This is a genomic window from Streptomyces sp. NPDC051662, from assembly GCF_040681655.1.
In the GTDB taxonomy this organism is placed as follows: domain Bacteria; phylum Actinomycetota; class Actinomycetes; order Streptomycetales; family Streptomycetaceae; genus Streptomyces.
This window is the reverse complement of record NZ_JBFAZD010000004.1, coordinates 286,020-303,903: the sequence shown is the minus strand read 5'-3', so window position 1 is coordinate 303,903 and position 17,884 is coordinate 286,020. Positions and strand designations below refer to the sequence as shown.

The 17,884-nt window shown below is 69.7% G+C and carries 16 protein-coding genes; 9 read left to right on the top strand and 7 right to left on the bottom strand.

Annotated features, from left to right (window positions below; translation table 11 throughout):
- The first annotated feature begins 92 nt into the window (after nt 1-92).
- The 5 genes from AB0M67_RS09060 (at nt 93) to AB0M67_RS09040 (ending at nt 3,230) form a co-directional block, all read left to right on the top strand.
- Nucleotides 93-323, top strand: a complete 231-nt coding sequence (locus AB0M67_RS09060) for a hypothetical protein (RefSeq protein ID WP_365744184.1) — start codon at nt 93-95, stop codon at nt 321-323.
- A gap of 250 nt (nt 324-573) precedes the next feature.
- On the top strand, nt 574-738 hold the full coding sequence (locus tag AB0M67_RS09055; RefSeq protein WP_365744182.1) for a hypothetical protein: 165 nt from the start codon (nt 574-576) through the stop codon (nt 736-738).
- Nucleotides 739-829: 91 nt separating this feature from the next.
- Nucleotides 830-1,123 (top strand): Dabb family protein, encoded by a 294-nt coding sequence (locus tag AB0M67_RS09050; RefSeq protein WP_365744180.1) that lies wholly within the window; start codon nt 830-832, stop codon nt 1,121-1,123.
- 175 nt (nt 1,124-1,298) lie between these two features.
- Nucleotides 1,299-2,129 carry an RNA polymerase sigma factor SigF gene (locus tag AB0M67_RS09045; RefSeq protein WP_249951583.1) on the top strand — a complete coding sequence of 277 codons (831 nt, stop codon included), beginning with the start codon at nt 1,299-1,301 and terminating at the stop codon, nt 2,127-2,129.
- Between the two features lie 234 nt (nt 2,130-2,363).
- On the top strand, nt 2,364-3,230 hold the full coding sequence (locus AB0M67_RS09040; RefSeq protein ID WP_030349953.1) for an RNA polymerase sigma factor SigF: 867 nt from the start codon (nt 2,364-2,366) through the stop codon (nt 3,228-3,230).
- 128 nt (nt 3,231-3,358) lie between these two features.
- Here AB0M67_RS09040 and AB0M67_RS09035 read toward each other — a convergent pair whose 3' ends face one another.
- Nucleotides 3,359-3,568: a hypothetical protein gene (locus AB0M67_RS09035; protein WP_129767389.1), complete on the bottom strand. Its 210-nt coding sequence runs from the start codon at nt 3,566-3,568 to the stop codon at nt 3,359-3,361.
- Nucleotides 3,569-3,863: 295 nt separating this feature from the next.
- Between AB0M67_RS09035 and AB0M67_RS09030 the strand changes: the two genes are divergently transcribed.
- From AB0M67_RS09030 to AB0M67_RS09015, 4 genes are all read left to right on the top strand, one after another.
- Nucleotides 3,864-4,349, top strand: coding sequence for a MarR family transcriptional regulator (locus AB0M67_RS09030; RefSeq protein ID WP_365744177.1), 486 nt, complete (start codon nt 3,864-3,866; stop codon nt 4,347-4,349).
- A gap of 13 nt (nt 4,350-4,362) precedes the next feature.
- Nucleotides 4,363-6,936: an MFS transporter gene (locus tag AB0M67_RS09025; protein ID WP_365744175.1), complete on the top strand. Its 2,574-nt coding sequence runs from the start codon at nt 4,363-4,365 to the stop codon at nt 6,934-6,936.
- Between the two features lie 154 nt (nt 6,937-7,090).
- Nucleotides 7,091-7,999, top strand: coding sequence for a YceI family protein (locus AB0M67_RS09020; protein ID WP_365744173.1), 909 nt, complete (start codon nt 7,091-7,093; stop codon nt 7,997-7,999).
- Between the two features lie 108 nt (nt 8,000-8,107).
- Complete coding sequence (locus AB0M67_RS09015; RefSeq protein ID WP_249951578.1) at nt 8,108-8,572, top strand: PPOX class F420-dependent oxidoreductase; 465 nt, start codon at nt 8,108-8,110, stop codon at nt 8,570-8,572.
- Nucleotides 8,573-8,662: 90 nt separating this feature from the next.
- Here the strand turns inward: AB0M67_RS09015 and AB0M67_RS09010 are convergent, their stop codons facing one another.
- The 6 genes from AB0M67_RS09010 to AB0M67_RS08985 all read right to left on the bottom strand — a co-directional run bounded on the left by AB0M67_RS09010 (nt 8,663) and on the right by AB0M67_RS08985 (nt 17,753).
- Nucleotides 8,663-9,538 (bottom strand): TetR/AcrR family transcriptional regulator C-terminal domain-containing protein, encoded by an 876-nt coding sequence (locus AB0M67_RS09010; protein WP_365744171.1) that lies wholly within the window; start codon nt 9,536-9,538, stop codon nt 8,663-8,665.
- Nucleotides 9,539-9,716: 178 nt separating this feature from the next.
- A complete protein-coding gene (locus tag AB0M67_RS09005; protein WP_365744169.1) occupies nt 9,717-11,351 on the bottom strand; it encodes an MFS transporter in 1,635 nt (544 codons plus the stop codon).
- A gap of 139 nt (nt 11,352-11,490) precedes the next feature.
- Nucleotides 11,491-13,677, bottom strand: a complete 2,187-nt coding sequence (locus AB0M67_RS09000) for a glycosyltransferase family 39 protein (protein ID WP_365744477.1) — start codon at nt 13,675-13,677, stop codon at nt 11,491-11,493.
- 32 nt (nt 13,678-13,709) lie between these two features.
- Nucleotides 13,710-15,083 (bottom strand): bifunctional glycosyltransferase family 2/GtrA family protein, encoded by a 1,374-nt coding sequence (locus AB0M67_RS08995; RefSeq protein ID WP_365744167.1) that lies wholly within the window; start codon nt 15,081-15,083, stop codon nt 13,710-13,712.
- A gap of 25 nt (nt 15,084-15,108) precedes the next feature.
- Nucleotides 15,109-17,001 (bottom strand): HAMP domain-containing sensor histidine kinase, encoded by a 1,893-nt coding sequence (locus tag AB0M67_RS08990; protein ID WP_365744165.1) that lies wholly within the window; start codon nt 16,999-17,001, stop codon nt 15,109-15,111.
- On the bottom strand, nt 16,998-17,753 hold the full coding sequence (locus tag AB0M67_RS08985; RefSeq protein WP_030349942.1) for a response regulator transcription factor: 756 nt from the start codon (nt 17,751-17,753) through the stop codon (nt 16,998-17,000). The genes AB0M67_RS08990 and AB0M67_RS08985 overlap by 4 nt, the downstream gene beginning before the upstream one ends.
- Between the last annotated feature and the right edge of the window lie 131 nt (nt 17,754-17,884).

Here is a 17,884-nt window from a genome sequence, read left to right as displayed (position 1 = left end):
TCCGAAAAGGGCGGGAGGCGTCCGATTCGCCCCCGCCCCTTTTTGTCCACTTTCTTTATTCACTTCGATGGGTGCCAGCAGGAAGGCCGGCGATGTCCGAAGAGCGAAGCATCTGGGAAGTGCGGCTGGGCGTCTACGCCACGCGGCAGCAGGCCGACGAGATCAAGGAGCAGATCACCAGAATCCTCTGCCCGGACCCCGACCACGCCCCGCCCTGTCCGGTCCCGTGGTCGGTCATGACGCTGCATGAGTCGGACCTGGACGAGGAGGACCCGTATCCGGAGCTGGTGGAGCAGGCGAGGATCGAGCAGCCGGGTGAGTAGGAACAGGCGCCGGCCCGCATAACCTCCCAGGTCATTTCCCGCGGCCCCGCGCACGCGAGGGTTTGCCTTGCCGACCGCCAAGGCTCGCCCCCAGGACACCGGTAGTCCCCGCTCGGGGCATCAGCATGTACAGGCCGAGGGGCCCCCGCTCCCGGGGTGAGTCGTGCGTGAGAGCGGCCTCTGGGCAGAGGCGTTCATACGGTTAGACTCACGCGCGACCGCACTGGGAAGACAGGGGAGGAAGCGGCGGATGGGGCAAGCGAGAAAGATAGTGCTGTACGCGGTCGCCGTCTTCGTGCTGTACACGATCATCACGTCGCCTGCCCGGGCCGCCGATCTTGTCCAGGTAGGGTTCGAGGGCATCTCCGGCGCCGCTCAGGGTGTGGGCGAGTTCATGTCCGAGCTCATCAACTGACCGACGCTCGGTTACGGACCGATCCGCGCCGGCGCTCCACTCCCCCGGTCCGCGTCCCCTCCCTCTTCTCCGCGTCCTCCAAGGAGTGCCCGTGATCCGCCACCTGGTCCTCTTCAAGCTCAATGAGGGTGTCTCGCGCGACGAGCCGCGTGTCGTCGCGGGGGTGAAGGCCTTCAAGGATCTCGGCGGGCAGGTGCCCGAGCTGGAGGTCTGGGAGTCCGCCTGGAACATCAGCGACCGCCCGATCGCCTATGACTTCGCCATCAACGCGGCCGTCGCCGATCACGAGGCACTCCAGCGCTATCTGGAGCACCCGGCGCACCAGGCGGGCGTCGCACAGTGGCGTGAATTCGCCACCTGGGTGATCGCCGACTACGAGTTCTGAGCCTCCCGCCTCCTCGCCCCACACCCATTCGGTGTGGGGCTTTTGGGTTTATTGCTCCATCTTGCCGTCAACACGGTTTTTTCAGGTGCTTGCACACAGTGGACATGTCTTGTGATGCTATGACCGCTTTTGACGGATGAGTTGACGTAGTCGACCGCAAAGGGGTGGCGTCACCGTGCCGGCCAGTACTACGCCTCAACTGCTGCCCCAGATCGAGACCGAGCCCCGCCCCACGTCGCAGAGCCGGGGTGCGGACACCAGAGCGCTGACCCAGGTCCTCTTCGCCGAGCTGAAGGGGCTTGAGCCGGGCAGCGAGGAACACACCCGGGTGCGTGGAGCGCTCATCGAGGCGAATCTGCCGCTGGTGCGCTATGCGGCGGCCCGGTTCCGCAGCCGCAACGAGCCCATGGAGGATGTCGTCCAGGTCGGCACGATCGGTCTGATCAACGCCATCGACCGATTCGACCCGGACCGCGGGGTGCAGTTCCCCACGTTCGCGATGCCGACCGTCGTCGGCGAGATCAAACGTTACTTTCGGGACAATGTGCGCACGGTTCATGTTCCGCGTCGGCTGCACGAGCTGTGGGTACAGGTCACCGGCGCGACCGAGGACCTGACGACGGCGCACGGCCGGTCCCCCACGACCGCCGAGATCGCCGAGCGGCTGAAGATCTCCGAGGACGAGGTACTGGCCTGCATCGAGGCGGGGCGCTCGTACCACGCGACCTCACTGGAGGCCGCCCAGGAAGGTGACGGACTGCCGGGCCTGCTGGACAGGCTCGGTTACGAGGACCCGGCGCTGGCCGGGGTCGAGCATCGCGATCTGGTGCGGCATCTGCTCGTACAACTGCCCGAGAGGGAACAGCGGATCCTGATGCTGCGGTACTACAACAACCTGACACAGTCCCAGATCAGTCAGGAATTGGGAGTTTCCCAGATGCATGTGTCAAGACTTCTGGCCAGAAGTTTTGCCCGACTTCGATCCGCAAATCGGATCGAGTCGTAACCCACAGGGGTAGACCCACTTCGACTCCCTTTCGCGGCCCGAAAAGCCCCACACCCCCTCTTTCCAGGGCGGATTCAGCACTAACTTGTCGACATGTCACTACAGCGTGTTGCCGACATGTGACATTCTGCTGGAACCGCGTTTGCCGCACTCCCGGCTCCGGTATTCAGGTGGAGGCTGCGTTCCACCGACGGGAGCGGCCGACGCGACCGTCCGCGACCTCAAGGGGGTGGCATGTCCGTAGAACAGGGCAGCTCGAAGGTGCTCACGCTCACAAAGAGCGCTCCCGCGCCCGATGCTCTCGACCACGTGGTCCAGCCGCGTGTGTCCCAGCCGGAAGCCATCGACACCCGCACTCTGTCCCGCTCCCTGTTCCTGCGGCTCGCCGTACTCGATCAGGACAGCCCGGAGCGCACCTACGTACGTGACACCCTCATCGAGCTGAATCTCCCGCTGGTGCGTTACGCGGCGGCCCGGTTCCGCAGCCGCAACGAGCCGATGGAGGACATCGTCCAGGTCGGCACGATCGGCCTGATCAAGGCGATCGACCGGTTCGACTGCGAACGCGGCGTGGAATTCCCGACGTTCGCGATGCCGACCGTCGTCGGCGAGATCAAACGGTTCTTCCGGGACACCTCATGGTCGGTGCGGGTGCCGCGCCGGCTCCAGGAGTTGCGGCTCGCGCTGACGAAGGCGAGCGACGAGCTGGCGCAGAAGCTGGACCGCTCGCCGACCGTTCCCGAACTCGCCGCCGTACTGGGCGTGTCGGAGGAGGACGTGGTCGACGGCCTCGCGGTCGGGAACGCGTACACCGCTTCCTCGCTGGACTCGCCCTCACCGGAGGACGACGGCGGGGAGGGCTCGCTCGCGGACCGGCTCGGCTACGAGGACATGGCGCTCGAAGGCGTCGAGTACCGCGAGTCGCTCAAGCCGCTCCTGGCCAAACTGCCGCCCCGCGAGCGCCAGATCATCATGCTCCGGTTCTTCGCGAACATGACCCAGTCGCAGATCGGCGAAGAGGTGGGCATCTCCCAGATGCATGTCTCGCGGCTGCTGACCCGTACGCTCGCGCAGCTGCGGGAAGGGCTGATCTCGGACTGAGGCCCGCGGACCCCGCCCCTCGCCCGTTCTCGGGCGATGTCGCGGGCGGGGTTCGGAACGACCGGACCGGACCAGGTCGGAGGACCGGGTTACGGAACGGGGTTACATCACCGAGTCGGGGGACCGGGTCAGGCGAAAGCCAGCCAGGCCACCACGGCCAGGACCACGACGGCCGCGACAACGCCGACGATCACTCCGACCTTCGGCCCGCTCTGCTGGGGCGGCGCCTGCCGACGCTGCGGCTCGCCGTCGTCGACGAACGCACGGAACATCTGGGTGCTGCCCGCGGGGTCGGGATTGCCCTCGGGGCCCTGCGGGGCATGGGGGTTGTGTGCCATACGCCAGGACCCTAGCGAACGTGCGAATCGCGTCCGACGCCGGGCCCGCCGCTGACTGATACGCCCCCGTACGCCCTCCCGGAACAACTCCCGCGACAGCCCCGCGACGGCCGCTCACCCCTCCTCGACGACTCCTCGACGACTCCCCGACAGCTCCCGCGCCGGGCATTGACCTCGACCATGCGAAGCCTTTTGGGTTCCTTTACTCCACTCAGCCCGTTTTCGTTTGCCTGCAGCAACCAACAGCTTCTATGGTTCTATGGTTGCCCCAAGCAACAAGATGTCGGGAGGGCCCATGGCCGCAGCACAGAGCCAGTACGCGGAACTGGCCCGACAGCTCAGTGCCATCGGCACCGTCAAACGGGGGCTGGCACGCGTCCTCCCCGCCGAGTGCCCGGCCGGCACCGCCGCCGTGCTGACCCTGCTCGACCGGCACGGCGAGATGCGGATGAGCCGCCTCGCCGAGCTGCTCGCTGTCGATATGTCGGTAACCAGCAGACATGTCGCCCACGCCGCCGAGCGTGGCTGGATCGAGCGGTCCCCGGACCCCGCGGACAAGCGCTCCCGCATCCTGCGGCTCACCCCGGCGGGCCTGGAGCTGATCAACGAGCTCGCCCGGCGGACGACCGAGATGTTCGCGCGGACGCTCGACGACTGGACCGACGACGAGGTCGGGCAGCTGGCTGCGATGTTGGAGCGGCTGCGCAACAGCTTCGGCGACTGCCGGGACTGGCGCTACCAAGACTCGTACACCCGTACACCCATGCGGCAAGAGACGTAAGACAAGGAATTCAATGGCAACGACCACACCAACGGGTGTGCGGGGCGTCCACGCCAAGCACGGGGGCGGCGCCGCCGCCCCCGCGACCGGCGCGCCGATGTCACACCGTCAGATAATGGAGGCGCTCTCCGGGCTGCTTCTGGGCATGTTCGTCGCGATCCTCTCGTCGACGATCGTCTCCAACGCCCTGCCGGAGATCATCTCCGACCTGGGCGGCGGACAGAGCGCCTACACCTGGGTGGTGACCGCGTCGCTGCTGGCGATGACGGCGACCACCCCGCTGTGGGGCAAGCTCTCCGACCTCTTCAGCAAGAAGCTCCTGGTTCAGATAGCCCTGATCATCTATGTCTCGGGCTCGATCGTGGCCGGTCTCTCGCAGAGCGCCGGGATGCTGATCGCCTGCCGGGTGGTCCAGGGCATCGGCGTCGGCGGTCTCTCCGCCCTCGCCCAGATAGTCATGGCCGCGATGATCGCGCCGCGCGAGCGCGGCCGGTACAGCGGCTACCTCGGCGCGACCTTCGCCGTCGCCACCGTCGGCGGCCCGCTGCTCGGCGGCGTCATCACCGACACCGCGTGGCTGGGCTGGCGCTGGTGCTTCTACGTCGGCGTCCCCTTCGCCGTCATCGCGCTGATCGTGCTCCAGAAGACCCTGAAGCTCCCGGTCGTCAAGCGCGAAGGCGTCAAGGTCGACTGGTTCGGAGCCTTCTTCATCAGCGCGGCCGTCTCACTGCTGCTGGTCTGGGTCACCTTCGCGGGCAACAAGTACGACTGGATCTCCTGGCAGACCTACGCGATGGTCGGCGGATCGGTGCTGCTCGGCGCCGCGTTCATCCTCGTCGAGTCCAAGGCGCGCGAGCCGATCATCCCGCTGCGGCTCTTCCGTAACCGCACGATCACCCTGGCCTCGCTGGCCTCGCTCTTCGTCGGTATCGCGATGTTCGCCGGCACGGTCTTCTTCAGCCAGTACTTCCAGCTGGCCCGCGACAAGTCGCCGACGATGTCCGGGGTCATGACCATCCCGATGATCGGTGGTCTGTTCATCTCCTCCACCGTCTCCGGCATGATCATCACCAAGACCGGACGCTGGAAGATCTGGCTGGTCAGCGGTGGTGTGCTGGTGACGGCCGGGCTCGGGCTGCTGGGCACCATCCGGTACGACACCCCGTACTGGCACATGGCGATCTACATGGCGCTGATGGGTCTCGGCGTCGGCATGATGATGCAGAACCTGGTCCTGTGCACACAGAACCAGGTCTCCCCGGAGGACCTCGGCGCCGCCAGCTCCACCGTCACCTTCTTCCGCTCACTGGGCGGCGCGGTCGGTGTCTCGGCGCTGGGCGCGGTGCTCGGAAACCGGGTCACGCAGTACGTCAAGGAGGGGCTGGCGGACCTCGGCCCGCAGGGCGCGGCCCTGGGTCACGGGGGCACCGGTGGCGGCGCCATCCCGAACCTGGACACGCTGCCCGCCCCGATGCGGACGGTCATGGAGGTGGCGTACGGCCATGGCGTCGGCGATGTCTTCCTCTACTCGGCACCGGCCGCGCTGGTCGCGCTGCTGCTGACGCTGTTCATCAAGGAGGTCGCGCTGAAGTCGCGGGCCGGCGGCGAGACGGCGGAGGCCACGGCTCCCGCCGTGACGAACGCTCCGACGGCGACGAGTGCGACGAGCGCGACGAGCGGCGCGATACCGGGGCCCTCCGGAACGACGCCGTCCCTGGCGGCGGTACCCGTGGCGGCATCGGCTTCTGGAGGGACCATGACAGCAGGATCGGCTGGATCCGCTGGATCGGCTGAATCGTCGTACGCGGCGGCACCCGCGCCCGGCACCGCCGTACAGGGTGTGGTGCTCGGTTCCGAGGGCACGCCGGTGCCCCGCGCCGCCGTCACCCTGATCTCCCTGGGGGGCCGGCAGCTGGCCCGCTCGGTCGCCCAGTCCGACGGCGGCTATCTCCTGGACGCGCCGGGCGCCGGCTCGTACGTACTGATCGCCTCAGCCGACGGCTTCCAGCCGCAGGCGTCCACGGTGGTCGTCGGGGACGGACCGGTCTCGTACGACATCCTGCTCTCCGGTACGAGCGGCCTCACCGGGGCCGTGCGCGCCGCGGACGGCGGCTATCCGATCGAGGGCGCGATGGTGATCGTGACCGATGTGCGCGGCGATGTGCTGGCCACCGGGAAGTCGTCCGAGCAGGGCGAGTTCGGCTTCAGTGAGCTGGTCCCCGGATATGTGACCGTCGCGGTGAACGCCGCGGGCTACCGTCCGCTGGCCCTGCCGGTGGAGATAGCCGGCCAGGGTGTCACACGTGTCGAGGCCGTCCTCCTCTCCGGCGCCCTGGTCCAGGGCACGGTCAGGGCGGGCGCGGCCCGCCGCCCGGCGCACGACGCCCGGGTGACGCTGGTCGACGCGGCCGGGAACGTGGTCGCGACGGCCACGACCGGGGAGGACGGGGCGTACGCCTTCGCCGACCTGGACTCGGGCGAGTACACGGTCATCGCGACCGGCTACCCGCCGGTGGCCGGCTCGCTGACGGTCACCGGCCGCGGGGTCGACGGCCACGACATCGAACTCGCTCACCCCGGCGAGTAATGGAAACCCCCCGGGTCGCGTGTCGCTTGTAGCGGGCGGCGCGTCGGTCGGGTGCGGAAACGGGCTCCGGTGGCGGGGGCGGCGGGCAGGGGACGGCCTGACCGCCCCCGGCCGGGGCCCGGCTCTTTATGAGACCGAGGGAGAGAGAAACGGGATGGGACTTCGCGGACAGGTACGGACGCGGGACGGCTGGGCCGTGCGGCACGCGGTCGTGACCATGACCAATATGAGCGGTACGCAGGTGCTGCGGGAGAGCGCCGACGAGAACGGCGCCGTACGGACCGACGCGGAGCTGGCACCGGGTCCGTACACCGTGGTCGTGACGGCCGTCGGCTACGCGCCCGTCGCCTCCACGGCGCTGGTCACGGCGAGCGGGCGGGCCGAGGTCGGCACGGTGGTCCTGGCCAGGCATGGCGGGGTCGAACTGCCGCCACCGGGCACCTGGAGCCTGGATCCGGCGCACTCGGCGGTGAGCGCGGTGGCGCAGCATCTGGGGATCTCCAGCGTGCGCGGGAGGTTCACGGAGTTCGGAGGCCGGATCGAGATCTCGGAGGGCGCGGGGACCACGGAGGGCGCGGGGACCACGGAGGGCGCGGGGACCACGGGGGGCGCGGGGACCATCGGGGGCGCGGGAGGCGCGTACAGGGTGGAGGCGTCGCGCGTCGACGCGGTCATCAGCGCGGCGAGCATCGACACCGGCAACGCGCTGCGGGACAAGCACCTCAAGTCGCCCGACTTCCTTGACGTGGAGCGCTTCCCTGAGATCACGTACAGCAGTACGGGGCTGACCCCGGCGGGCCCCGACCGCTGGACGGTGAACGGACTGCTGTCGCTGCACGGCGTCGTACGCGAGGTGGACCTGGACCTGAGCTACCTGGGCACCGGGCCGGATCCGTGGGGCGGGGTACGGGCCGCCTTCCGCGCGACCACGGAGCTGCACCGGGAGGACTTCGCCATGAACTACAACCAGGTGGTGCAGGCGGGGATCTCGATGATCGGGACGACGCTGCGGGTGGAGCTGGACATCCAGGCGGTACAGGGCGAGAGCCTGCCGGGCGCGTGATACCTGTGCGGCTCTCATGTGACGCCCAGGTGACTCCTGGGGACGGTGTGGCTCCGGCGAGGGGTGTGGTTCCCGGCGGGCGGGCTCCGAGGTCGTAGGCTGCGCGGCATGGCACCGAATATCGCAACGAACAAGGCCGTTGACCTCGCCGGGCTGCTGGAGTTCGTACGCCCCAGGCACCGCGCGATCCTGCTGACCACCCGTTCCGACGGCCGGCCGCAGGGTTCGCCGCTCGCCTGCGGGGTCGACGACTCGGGCCGGATCGTCGTCTCCACGTACCCCGAGCGCGCCAAGACGCGCAACGCCAAGCGGGACGAGCGGGTGAGCGTGATCGTCCTGTCGGACGACTGGAACGGTCCGTGGGTCCAGGTCGACGGTACGGCCGAAGTGATCGACTCCCCGGAGTCGGTCGAGCCACTGGTCGAGTACTACCGGAACATCGCGGGCGAGCACCCCGACTGGGACGAGTACCGGGAGGCGATGGTGAAGCAGGGGAAGTCCATTATCCGGATCACCCCGGAGCGCTGGAGTCCGCTTGCCACCGGCGGCTTCCCGGCCCGTCTCGTCTCGTAACCGGTCGGGGCGGGTTGGCCGGCCGGTGAATCGGTAGGAGCGGGTCGGCCGGCCCGTCGGCTGGGGCGGGCCGGCCGGCCCGTCCACGGCTCAGTCGCGGGGCCCGCCCCCGCTTGGCTCACGGGGCCCGTCCTGCGAACCGGCGCGGGGCCCGTCCTGCGTCCCGGCGCGGGGCCCCGCGGGGGACCAGTCGCGCGCCCGCATCGTCTCGATGCCCGCGATGAGGAGTTCGATCGCGAACGTGAAGTCGCGTTGGCGCATCTCCGCCACCGTATCGCCGCCACGCGCCTCAATCAGCTCGTCCGCGCCCTCGAACGACTCCTGGAACCGCGGCTGTTCGTTGATGGCGCCCATCGCCTGCTGGAAGTACTCGTCCTGGCTCACCCCGGCGTCGGCGCAGCGCTGTACGAAGTGGCCCTCGATCGTGCCGAATCCGTACACGAACTGGAAGACCGCCGCCAGCCCGCCCATCCGGCCGTGCGGCGCCAGGCCCGTACGGTCCATGACGGTCTGGACGGCCGTCGAGAAGGCCAGCGAGTGCGGGCCGATGTTCAGATACCGGCCGACGAGCGGCGAGACCCAGTGGTGCCTGACCAGCACCGTCCGGTAGCTGGTGGCCAGTTCGCGCAGCTGGTCGCGCCAGTCGGCGTCCTCGTCCGTCATATCGGGGACCTTGACCTCGCCGAAGACGGAGTCCAGGGCGAGTTCCAGGAGGTCGTCCTTGGTGTCGACGTACCAGTAGAGGGACATGGCGGTCACCCCCAGCTCGGCGGCCAGCCGTCGCATGGAGAACTTCGCCGGGCCCTCCGAGTCGAGCAGCCGTACCGAGACCGCCGTGATGCGGTCGCGGTCCAGGCCGGCGGGATGGTCCGAGTTCTCGCTTCTGCGACCGCGGCCCGCGGGTTTCCCCTCCAGCCAAACGCTGGTACGGGTTCGCCGCTTGGCACGATCGGCTTCCGGCACCATGGTTGAGCCTCCTCGGTTCCCACCGGCCGGGCTTCGGCCGGACTCCACTTCTCTGCCCGGCTCAGGCCCCGGCCGGCGCAGGCCTCCGCCGTCCGTCTCCGGGGACCGGGGCGACGACCGAGGCGACGATCGGGTGATCCGATGATCCGGAGCCCGGACGCCTGCCGCTCTTCCGATGCTATGCCGCCCCTGACACAGAGTCCGACGGGGAGCCGGACGACGAGGCCGACGAGGCCGACGCGGCTCGTGACGAGGCTGGTGACGCGGCTGATGGCGCGGCTGATGGCGAGCCCGGGGAGCCCGGAGATCCTGGAGATCCCTGCGAGGGGTCCGCGCGCTCGGCCCTGCGCAGCAGCAGCGCGGCCAGCAGACCGCCCGCCAGTACGGCCACGGCCCCGACCAGCTGGCTGGTCTCCAGACTCGACGCGAACGCCTCGGAGATGCTCAGCCGCTCCGCTTCCCCGTCCGCGGCAGCGAGCGCGGCGGGCAGTGAGGCGGCCCCCACCACCGCCGGGACGAGCGCGGCGAAGCGGGAGTTGAGCACGGCGCCCAGGACGGCGACGCCGAGACCGTTGCCGAACTCGGCGAGCGTGCCGTTGATACCCGCGCCGACCCCCGCCTTCTCCGGCGGGATCGCGCTCATGATGGCGTTCGCCATGGCCGGCATGGAGAGGGCGACACCCGCGCCCATCACGATCAGGCCGAGCAGCATCCCGCCGTAACCATGGGCGCCGAGTACCGCGATCGCGGCGAGCCCGGCGGACACCAGGACCATACCGAGCGCGATGGTGCCCGGCGTGCCGAGCTTCCGTACGGCCAGCGCGCCGACGCCCGCGAGATTCAGGACGATGACGCTGACCGCGAGCGGGGCCGTACGCAGACCGGCGTCCAACGGCCCGTAGCCCAGGACGAACTGGAGATGCTGGGTCAGCAGGAAGAGCGAACCGGTCATCCCGAAGGCGACCAGGATGGCTCCCGCCACCGCCCCGATGAAGCGCTGGTCACGGAAGAAGTGCATGTCGAGCATCGGATACGGGATGCGCAGCTCCCAGAGGACGAACAGGCCGAGAACGACCAGGCCGACGGAGGCCGGGAGCAGCACCTGTCCGGAGAGCCAGCCGTGGTCGGGCCCGGAGATGATCGCGTACACGACGGCCGTCATACCGATGGTGGAGAGCAGCGCGCCGAGCAGATCGGGGCGGTCGCCCTCCTTGCTCTTCGACTCCGGTACGAGCGCGGCGACGGCGATCACTCCGAGCACCGCGACCGGGATGTTGATCAAGAAGATCGCGCCCCACCAGAAGTGGTTGAGCATGGCCCCGCCGATCAGCGGACCGGCGGCGAAGCCGAGGGAGTTGACGATCGACCAGATGCCGATCGCCTTGACGCGCTCGGTGTCGTCGAACATCTGGACCACGACAGCGAGGGTCGTGGTGATCAGCAGCGCGCCCCCGACGCCCATTCCGGCGCGGGCGGCGATCAACTGACCGCTGGTCTGGGCGAGTCCGGCGGCCAGCGAGCCGATCCCGAACAGTACGAGGCCCACGATCAGCAGCTTCTTGCGGCCGTACCGGTCGGCGGCGTTGCCCGCGGTGAGCAGCAGGCCCGACTGGACCAGGGAGTAGGCGTTGATCATCCACTGGATGTCGGCGGTGGAGGCGTCCAGTTCGCGGGTGAGGGACGGGATCGCGACGCTGAGGACGGTGTTGTCGAGCAGCACGGTGAGCTGGGCGAGACAGATGACACCGAGGATCAGCCAGCGCTGCGGATGACGTGCGGGGGCGGTGTGGTGCTCGGCGGCTGTCGCCGTCATGGAGAACTCCTTGTACGGTGTACGGGAACCGTCGCCGTACACCGTACAAGGGTCTCCCTTACGCCGTATAGCGCCTGTTTCTCGCCAGTCGGATCCCGCCGTGAGTCGGGCCCTGCCGTGAGTCTCAGGCCCCTGTGGTTCAGGCCTCCTGAGTCAGGTCGTAGAGGGTCGCGCCGCCCACGGTGACCTTCTTGAAGGTGGATTCCACCCATGTGGAGATCCCGGAGTTCGAGCCCCCGAGGCCACCGCCCCGGCCGCCACCGCCACCGCCTGCACCACCGCCACCGCCACCGCCACCGCCGGCCTCACGCTCGTCGTCGCCGCCCGCCAGGAAGTAGTGGATCTTTCCGTCCGCGACGTACTGCTTGAACTGGTCGAGGGTCGGGGAAGGATCGCTGCCGTTGAAGCCGCCGATCGCCATGACGGGCTTCTCGGTGGCGAGTTGGTAGCTGGCCGCGTTCTGGGAGCCGATGGTCGCCGCGACCCAGGTGTAGTCGGAGGCGTCTTTCTTGAGCGCGGCCTCGGCTTCGGAGCTGACGGTCTGGCCGTTGAGGAGCCCGCCCATGCCGCCTCCGCCGCCCATACCGCCTCCGGCGCCCTCGGGCAGCGCGCCGTTCGGCGGCAGTTGGGGCCGGCCACCGCCGGCGGCCGGGGCTTGTCCCTGACCCTGCCCCTGTCCCTGTCCCTGACCCTGCCCCTGTCGCTGTGCCTGTCCCTGGCCTTGGCCCTGACCTTGCCCTTGAGCCTGGCCCGCTGCCCGCTGGCCGGGGAGCACCATCCCGGCCTCGGCCGCGCCACCGGCGGCCCTGGCCCCACCGCCGCCGCCGCCGAATCCGCCGGGGCCACCCCGCGCCGAGGCCGGTCCCGCCGTGATGATCGAGCCCCGGTACGCGGTGTTGACCGTGGTCAGCGTGTACGCGAGCGGCCCGGCCAGCGAGGCCGCGATCGCGAGCCCCGCCGCCGTGAGCGCGAGCGGCCGGCCGAGCCTGCTCACGACGAGCAGCCCAACGGCGGCCACCAGACCCCCGATCAAGACCGCCCAGCGCAGCCACGGCACATAGTCCGGGGTCCGGCCGAGCAGTACGTACGCCCACACCGCCGTCCCCGCCGCCGCGATCCCCAGCGTCGCCGACGCCAGGATCCCGGCGCGCTCCTCCCACAGGACGGTCACGCCCATGCCGATGACGGCCGCGATGTACGGCGCCAGTGCCACCGTGTAGTACTCGTGGAAGATGCCGGCCATGAAGCTGAAGACCGTGAGGGTCACCAGCAGCGAGCCGCCCCACACCAGGAACGCGGCACGGGCCGTGTCCGTACGCGCGCTCCGCCGGGTCACGACGAGTCCGACGACGAGCAGCAGCAGAGCGGCGGGGAGCAGCCAGGAGATCTGACCGCCGATGGACTCGCTGAACATCCGGCCGATTCCGGTCTCTCCGCCGCGCCCGCCCCGGCCGCCGCCTCCGCCGCCGACGCTTCCGGTCTCCTCGCCGTTGATCCGGCCGAGACCGTTGTAACCGAAGGTCAGTTCAAGGAAGGAGTTGGTCTGGGAGCCGCCCACGTACGGGCGCGAGGAAGCGGGCCACAGCTCCACGATCGCGACCCACCAGCCGCCGGAGACGACGAGCGCGAGACCGGCCAGGGCGAGCTGGCCGAGGCGACGCCGTACGGACGTGGGCGCGCACACCGCGTACACCAGCGCCAGCGCCGGCAGGATCAGAAAGCCCTGGAGCGTCTTGGTCAGGAACGCGAAGCCGATCGCGATACCCGCCCACACCAGCCACTTGGTCCTTCCGGCCTCCAGCGCGCGCAGCACGCAGTAGACGCTGGTGGTCATCAGCAGCGCGAGCAGCGCGTCCGGGTTGTTGAAGCGGAACATCATCACGGCGACGGGCGTCAGCGCCAGCACCACGGCCGCGGTCAGCCCGGCGACGGCGCTGAAGCGGCGGCGTACGGCGGCGTACAGCACCGCTACCGTGCCGAGCCCCATCAGCACCTCGGGCACCAGGATCTGCCATGACCCGAGCCCGAAGAGCCTTACGGACAGGGCCATCGGCCAGAGCGCGGCCGGGGGCTTGTCGACGGTGATGGAGTTCGCCGCGTCGGAGGAACCGAAGAAGAAGGCCTTCCAGCTCTCGCTGCCCGCCTGGACGGCGGCGGAGTAGAAGGAGTTGGCGTAGCCGGAAGCGCTCAGATTCCACAACTGGAGCAGCCCCGCGACCAGCAGGACGGCGAGCAGGGCCGGGCGTACCCAGGCGGCGTCCTCGGCCCTGCCCCGCCAGAGGCGGATGGCGCCGCCGGAGGCGCGATGGCGTTGGTGGTTCGCCATCGCCGGAGGGCCGTCGGGCTGAAGGGTCGTGGTCATCGTGCGGTCCTTGGGTCGAGGTCGGCAGTGTCGGAGGCGGAAGCAGGAGCGGGTTCGGGTGCGGGGACGGTGGCCGTGGCTGTGGCTGTGGCAGAGGCCGTAGCGGTGTCGCGGGCGGGGAAGTCGTCCGTACGGCGCTCGGGGAAGACCCAGGCCCGCAGGAGCAGGAAGCGCAGCACCGTCGCGGCGAGGTTGGCGGCGATCAGCACGGCCAGCTCCGTGGAGTGGGAGGGGGTGCCCGTGGCCGCGTCCAGGGCCGCCAGTGAACCGCTGGTCAGGGCGAGTCCGATGGCGAAGACGACCAGCCCCTGGGCCTGGTGACGTACGGCGCGCTCACGGCCCCGTACCCCGAAGGTGAGCCTCCGGTTGGCGGCCGTGTTGGCGATCGCGGAGACCAGCAGAGCCGCCGCGTTGGCGAGTTGTGGACTCGCCATTGATCGGAAGCCGGAGTACAGCAGAAGATAGAAGAGCGTGGACAGGGCGCCCACGAAGCAGAAGCCGACCAGTTGCCGGGCGAGTCCGCCGGGCACCCCACCGATCCGGCGGTCTCTCGGGTCATCCCCGAATGGCCTGGCCAGCCGGTCCAGAGGCAGCGCGCCCACCGCCAGTGCCCGCCCCACCCGCCAGACGCCCTTGAGATCCTCGGCCGCGGTCTTGACGATATGCACCGTGCTGTCGGGGTCGTCGATCCAGTCCACCGGGACTTCGTGGATACGCAGTCCGGCGCGTTCGGCGAGTACGAGCATCTCTGTGTCGAAGAACCACCCGGTGTCCTCGACCATCGGCAGCAGCCACTGGGCGACGTCACGCCGTATGGCCTTGAACCCACACTGCGCGTCGCTGAAGCGTGCGGAAAGAGAGGACTTGAGGATGAGGTTGTAGGCGCGCGAGATGAACTCGCGCTTGGGACCGCGTACGACCCGTGACGAACGGGACAGCCGCGACCCGATCGCCAGATCCGAGTGGCCCGAGATCAGCGGCGCCACGAGTGGGAGGAGTGCGTTGAGATCCGTGGACAGGTCCACGTCCATATAGGCGAGTACGGGTGCGTCGGAGTGCGACCACACGGTACGGAGCGCCCTGCCGCGGCCCTTCTGCTCCAGGCGGTACGCGCGTACCTCCGGAATCTCCGTGTCGAGCCGGGCCGCGACCTGGGGGGTCCGGTCGGTACTGGCGTTGTCGGCGATCGTGATGCGAAAGCTGTACGGGAAGGTGCGGGCGAGGTGTTCGTGCAGACGCCGCACACATGGTTCGAGGTCCTGCTCCTCGTTGTAGACGGGGATCGTCACGTCAAGTACGGGGGCATCGGTCACCTCGACCGGGAGATGCTCCCGCGCCGGGAGCGTGCCCCATGAAGTGTCGGTTCGCATGGCTCGACATTCGCGAGGCGCGCTGTCACGGCTGTGTGGTGAGGCTGTGCCCCGTCTGTGAGTCGCGGCCGGTCCCCCACAGGGGCCGCTGGGGCTGATGCTGCTGCCCGTGTGAGGGATGGGGCTGCCCCTGCCTGGGCGGGCAGGGCAGACGTACGGCGAACACGGTCCGGCCGGGGGCGCTCTGTACGGTGACGGTCCCGCCGTGCGCGGTGACGACCGCTTGGACGATCGCCAGGCCGAGGCCCGTGGAGCCGGCCGCACGGGAGCGTGACGCGTCACCGCGCGCGAAGCGTTCGAAGACATGCGGAAGCAGCTCGGGAGGGATGCCGGGGCCGTCGTCCTGCACTTCGAGGACGACGGAGGGGCCGCCGTCCGACAACGCTCCACCGCCCGACAACGCACTACCGCCCGACAACGCTCCGCCGTCCGGGAAGCCCTCGACCGGGAATCCATCGACGGAGGACCAGACGCCCGACGACCACACATCCCACGGTCCGCCGCCCCAGTACCCGCCGTCGCTCCTGCGGACGCGTGCGGTGACGGTGGTGCCGGGCGGGGTGTGGGTACGGGCGTTGGCGAGGAGATTGACGAGCACTTGATGGAGGCGGGAGGCGTCGCCGTACACCGTGGCGGAGGGCTCGTCCGGCTCGGGCAGTTCAAGGCGCCAGTGGTGGTCCTGTCCGGCGGCATGGGCGTCGCTCACCGCGTCAACGACCAGAGGGGAGAGATCAGTGCTCTCGTACGAGAGCGGGCGTCCGGCGTCGAGCCGCGCCAGCAGCAGCAGATCCTCGACCAGGCCGGTCATCCGTTCCGCCTCGGCCTCGATACGTCCGAGTGCGCGCCGGGTGTCGGGGCCGGTCTCCTCGCGCCCGCGCCGGGTCAGCTCGGCGTATCCCCGGATCGAGGCGAGGGGCGTACGGAGTTCATGGCCGGCGTCGGCGACGAACTGCCGTACGCGCGTCTCGCTCTCCTGTCTGGCCGCGAGCGCGGATCCGACATGCCCCAGCATGCGGTTGAGGGCCGCACCGACCTGTCCGACCTCGGTGCGTGGATCGGCCTCGGCGGCGGGGACCCGTACGAGCGGGGCCACCTCACCGCTGTGCAGCGGCAGTTCGGAGACCCGGGTGGCGGTCGTGGCCACGCGCCTGAGCGGTCGCAGCGCGACGCCGACGAGGGCGCTGCCCGCGATACCGGCGGCGATCAGCCCGGCGACGGTGACACAGACCTCGACGAGCACGAGGGTGTTGAGACTGTCCTGCACTTGGGCGGCCGGTATACCGACGAGGTAGGCGCCGTTGACGCCGTCGACGTACTGGATCCGGTAGTCGGCGCCGTCGGGCAGCGTGACGGTGTGGGCCGCGTCGTCGCGCGGTACGGCCGCGATCGCCGCCTTCTGCGCCTCGCTGAGCGGCGTTTCCGCGATCGGTGGCCACATGCTCTCGTTCTTCTGCAGGGCGCTGATCAGCCCCCGGCCGACGGAGCCGTCGGCCGCCAGCTCGACACCGACCGTACCCACGGGCGCGCCGCCGCCCGTAACGATCTTCAGCGGGTCCTTGTCCTTGCCCTCAGGGGTGGCGTCGGGCGGCCGGTCACTGTCGCCGGTGCCGTTTCCGGTGCCGTTTCCGGTGCCGTTTCCGGTGCCGCTCCCCGCGCCGTCCTCCGTCCCGCTCCCCGCGCCCTCAGTCGGCCCGGTCTGGCCGCTTTTCGCCGCCCTTCCCGGCGGCGGCCCCGCGGCCCGCTTGGCGATGGCCTGCACCTGCGTGTCCAACTGGTCGTACAGGTACGAGCGGTAGGCGATCGTCGTGACCGCCCCGATCACCGCCCCGACGATCGCGATCAGCGCGACCGCCGACACCACGAGCCGGGTCCGCAAGGACCAGCGCCGCTTCGTCCCGCCGCGCCGACGACCCTTCATCGCGGGGCGTCGCCCGGCTCACCGGGCTTGATCAGATAGCCGGCCCCGCGCCGGGTGTGGATCATCGGCGGACGTCCGGCGTCGATCTTCCGCCGCAGATAGGAGATATACAGCTCGACGACATTGGCCTGGCCGCCGAAGTCGTACGACCACACCCGGTCCAGGATCTGCGCCTTGCTCAGCACCCGGCGCGGATTACGCATCAGATAGCGCAGCAGCTCGAACTCGGTCGCGGTCAGATGGATGGACTGCCCGTCGCGGGTGACGTCATGGCTGTCCTCGTCGAGCGTCAGATCCCCGACGACCAGCAACGACTCGCTGCGCACGGCCGCCGCGCCGGACCGCCGGATCAGCCCGCGCAGCCGCGCCACGACCTCCTCCAGGCTGAACGGCTTGGTGACATAGTCGTCGCCGCCAGCGGTCAGTCCGGCGATCCGGTCCTCCACGGAGTCCTTCGCGGTGAGGAAGAGCACGGGCACCTGCGGCAGCTCGCGGCGCAGCCGCCCCAACACCGCCAGCCCGTCCATGTCGGGCAGCATCACGTCCAGTACGACCGCGTCGGGACGGAAGTCCCGCGCCGAACGCATGGCGCCCGCGCCGTCACCGGCGCTGCGCACCTCCCAGCCCTCGTACCGCAGGGCCATGGACAGCAGCTCGGTGAGCGAGGTCTCGTCGTCGACGACAAGCACACGGACGGGGCTCCCGTCCGGCCTGAGCATTTCGGTGCGCCCCCGGGGCGAGGTGATGGTCATGCTTTTCACCCTGGGGACGGCCTCTGAGACTGGCCTTGTCGCTTCCTGTGAAATCCCTGAGAAACGAATGCGGGCAAAGGCCCGGAGGCCAGACCCGGAGGCCAGGTCTGGAGAGGCCGGGCCCGGTGGCC

Bases quoted from the DNA above. Each gene is read 5' to 3' on its own strand.
- AB0M67_RS09060 (WP_365744184.1), top strand. From the start codon at position 93: ATGTCCGAAGAGCGAAGCATCTGGGAAGTGCGGCTGGGCGTCTACGCC.
- AB0M67_RS09055 (WP_365744182.1), top strand. From the start codon at position 574: ATGGGGCAAGCGAGAAAGATAGTGCTGTACGCGGTCGCCGTCTTCGTG.
- AB0M67_RS09040 (WP_030349953.1), top strand. From the start codon at position 2,364: ATGTCCGTAGAACAGGGCAGCTCGAAGGTGCTCACGCTCACAAAGAGC.
- AB0M67_RS09035 (WP_129767389.1), bottom strand. From the start codon at position 3,568: ATGGCACACAACCCCCATGCCCCGCAGGGCCCCGAGGGCAATCCCGAC.
- AB0M67_RS09030 (WP_365744177.1), top strand. From the start codon at position 3,864: ATGGCCGCAGCACAGAGCCAGTACGCGGAACTGGCCCGACAGCTCAGT.
- AB0M67_RS09025 (WP_365744175.1), top strand. From the start codon at position 4,363: ATGGCAACGACCACACCAACGGGTGTGCGGGGCGTCCACGCCAAGCAC.
- AB0M67_RS09020 (WP_365744173.1), top strand. From the start codon at position 7,091: ATGGGACTTCGCGGACAGGTACGGACGCGGGACGGCTGGGCCGTGCGG.
- AB0M67_RS09015 (WP_249951578.1), top strand. From the start codon at position 8,108: ATGGCACCGAATATCGCAACGAACAAGGCCGTTGACCTCGCCGGGCTG.
- AB0M67_RS09010 (WP_365744171.1), bottom strand. From the start codon at position 9,538: ATGGTGCCGGAAGCCGATCGTGCCAAGCGGCGAACCCGTACCAGCGTT.
- AB0M67_RS09005 (WP_365744169.1), bottom strand. From the start codon at position 11,351: ATGACGGCGACAGCCGCCGAGCACCACACCGCCCCCGCACGTCATCCG.
- AB0M67_RS09000 (WP_365744477.1), bottom strand. From the start codon at position 13,677: ATGGCGAACCACCAACGCCATCGCGCCTCCGGCGGCGCCATCCGCCTC.
- AB0M67_RS08995 (WP_365744167.1), bottom strand. From the start codon at position 15,083: ATGCGAACCGACACTTCATGGGGCACGCTCCCGGCGCGGGAGCATCTC.
- AB0M67_RS08990 (WP_365744165.1), bottom strand. From the start codon at position 17,001: ATGAAGGGTCGTCGGCGCGGCGGGACGAAGCGGCGCTGGTCCTTGCGG.
- AB0M67_RS08985 (WP_030349942.1), bottom strand. From the start codon at position 17,753: ATGACCATCACCTCGCCCCGGGGGCGCACCGAAATGCTCAGGCCGGAC.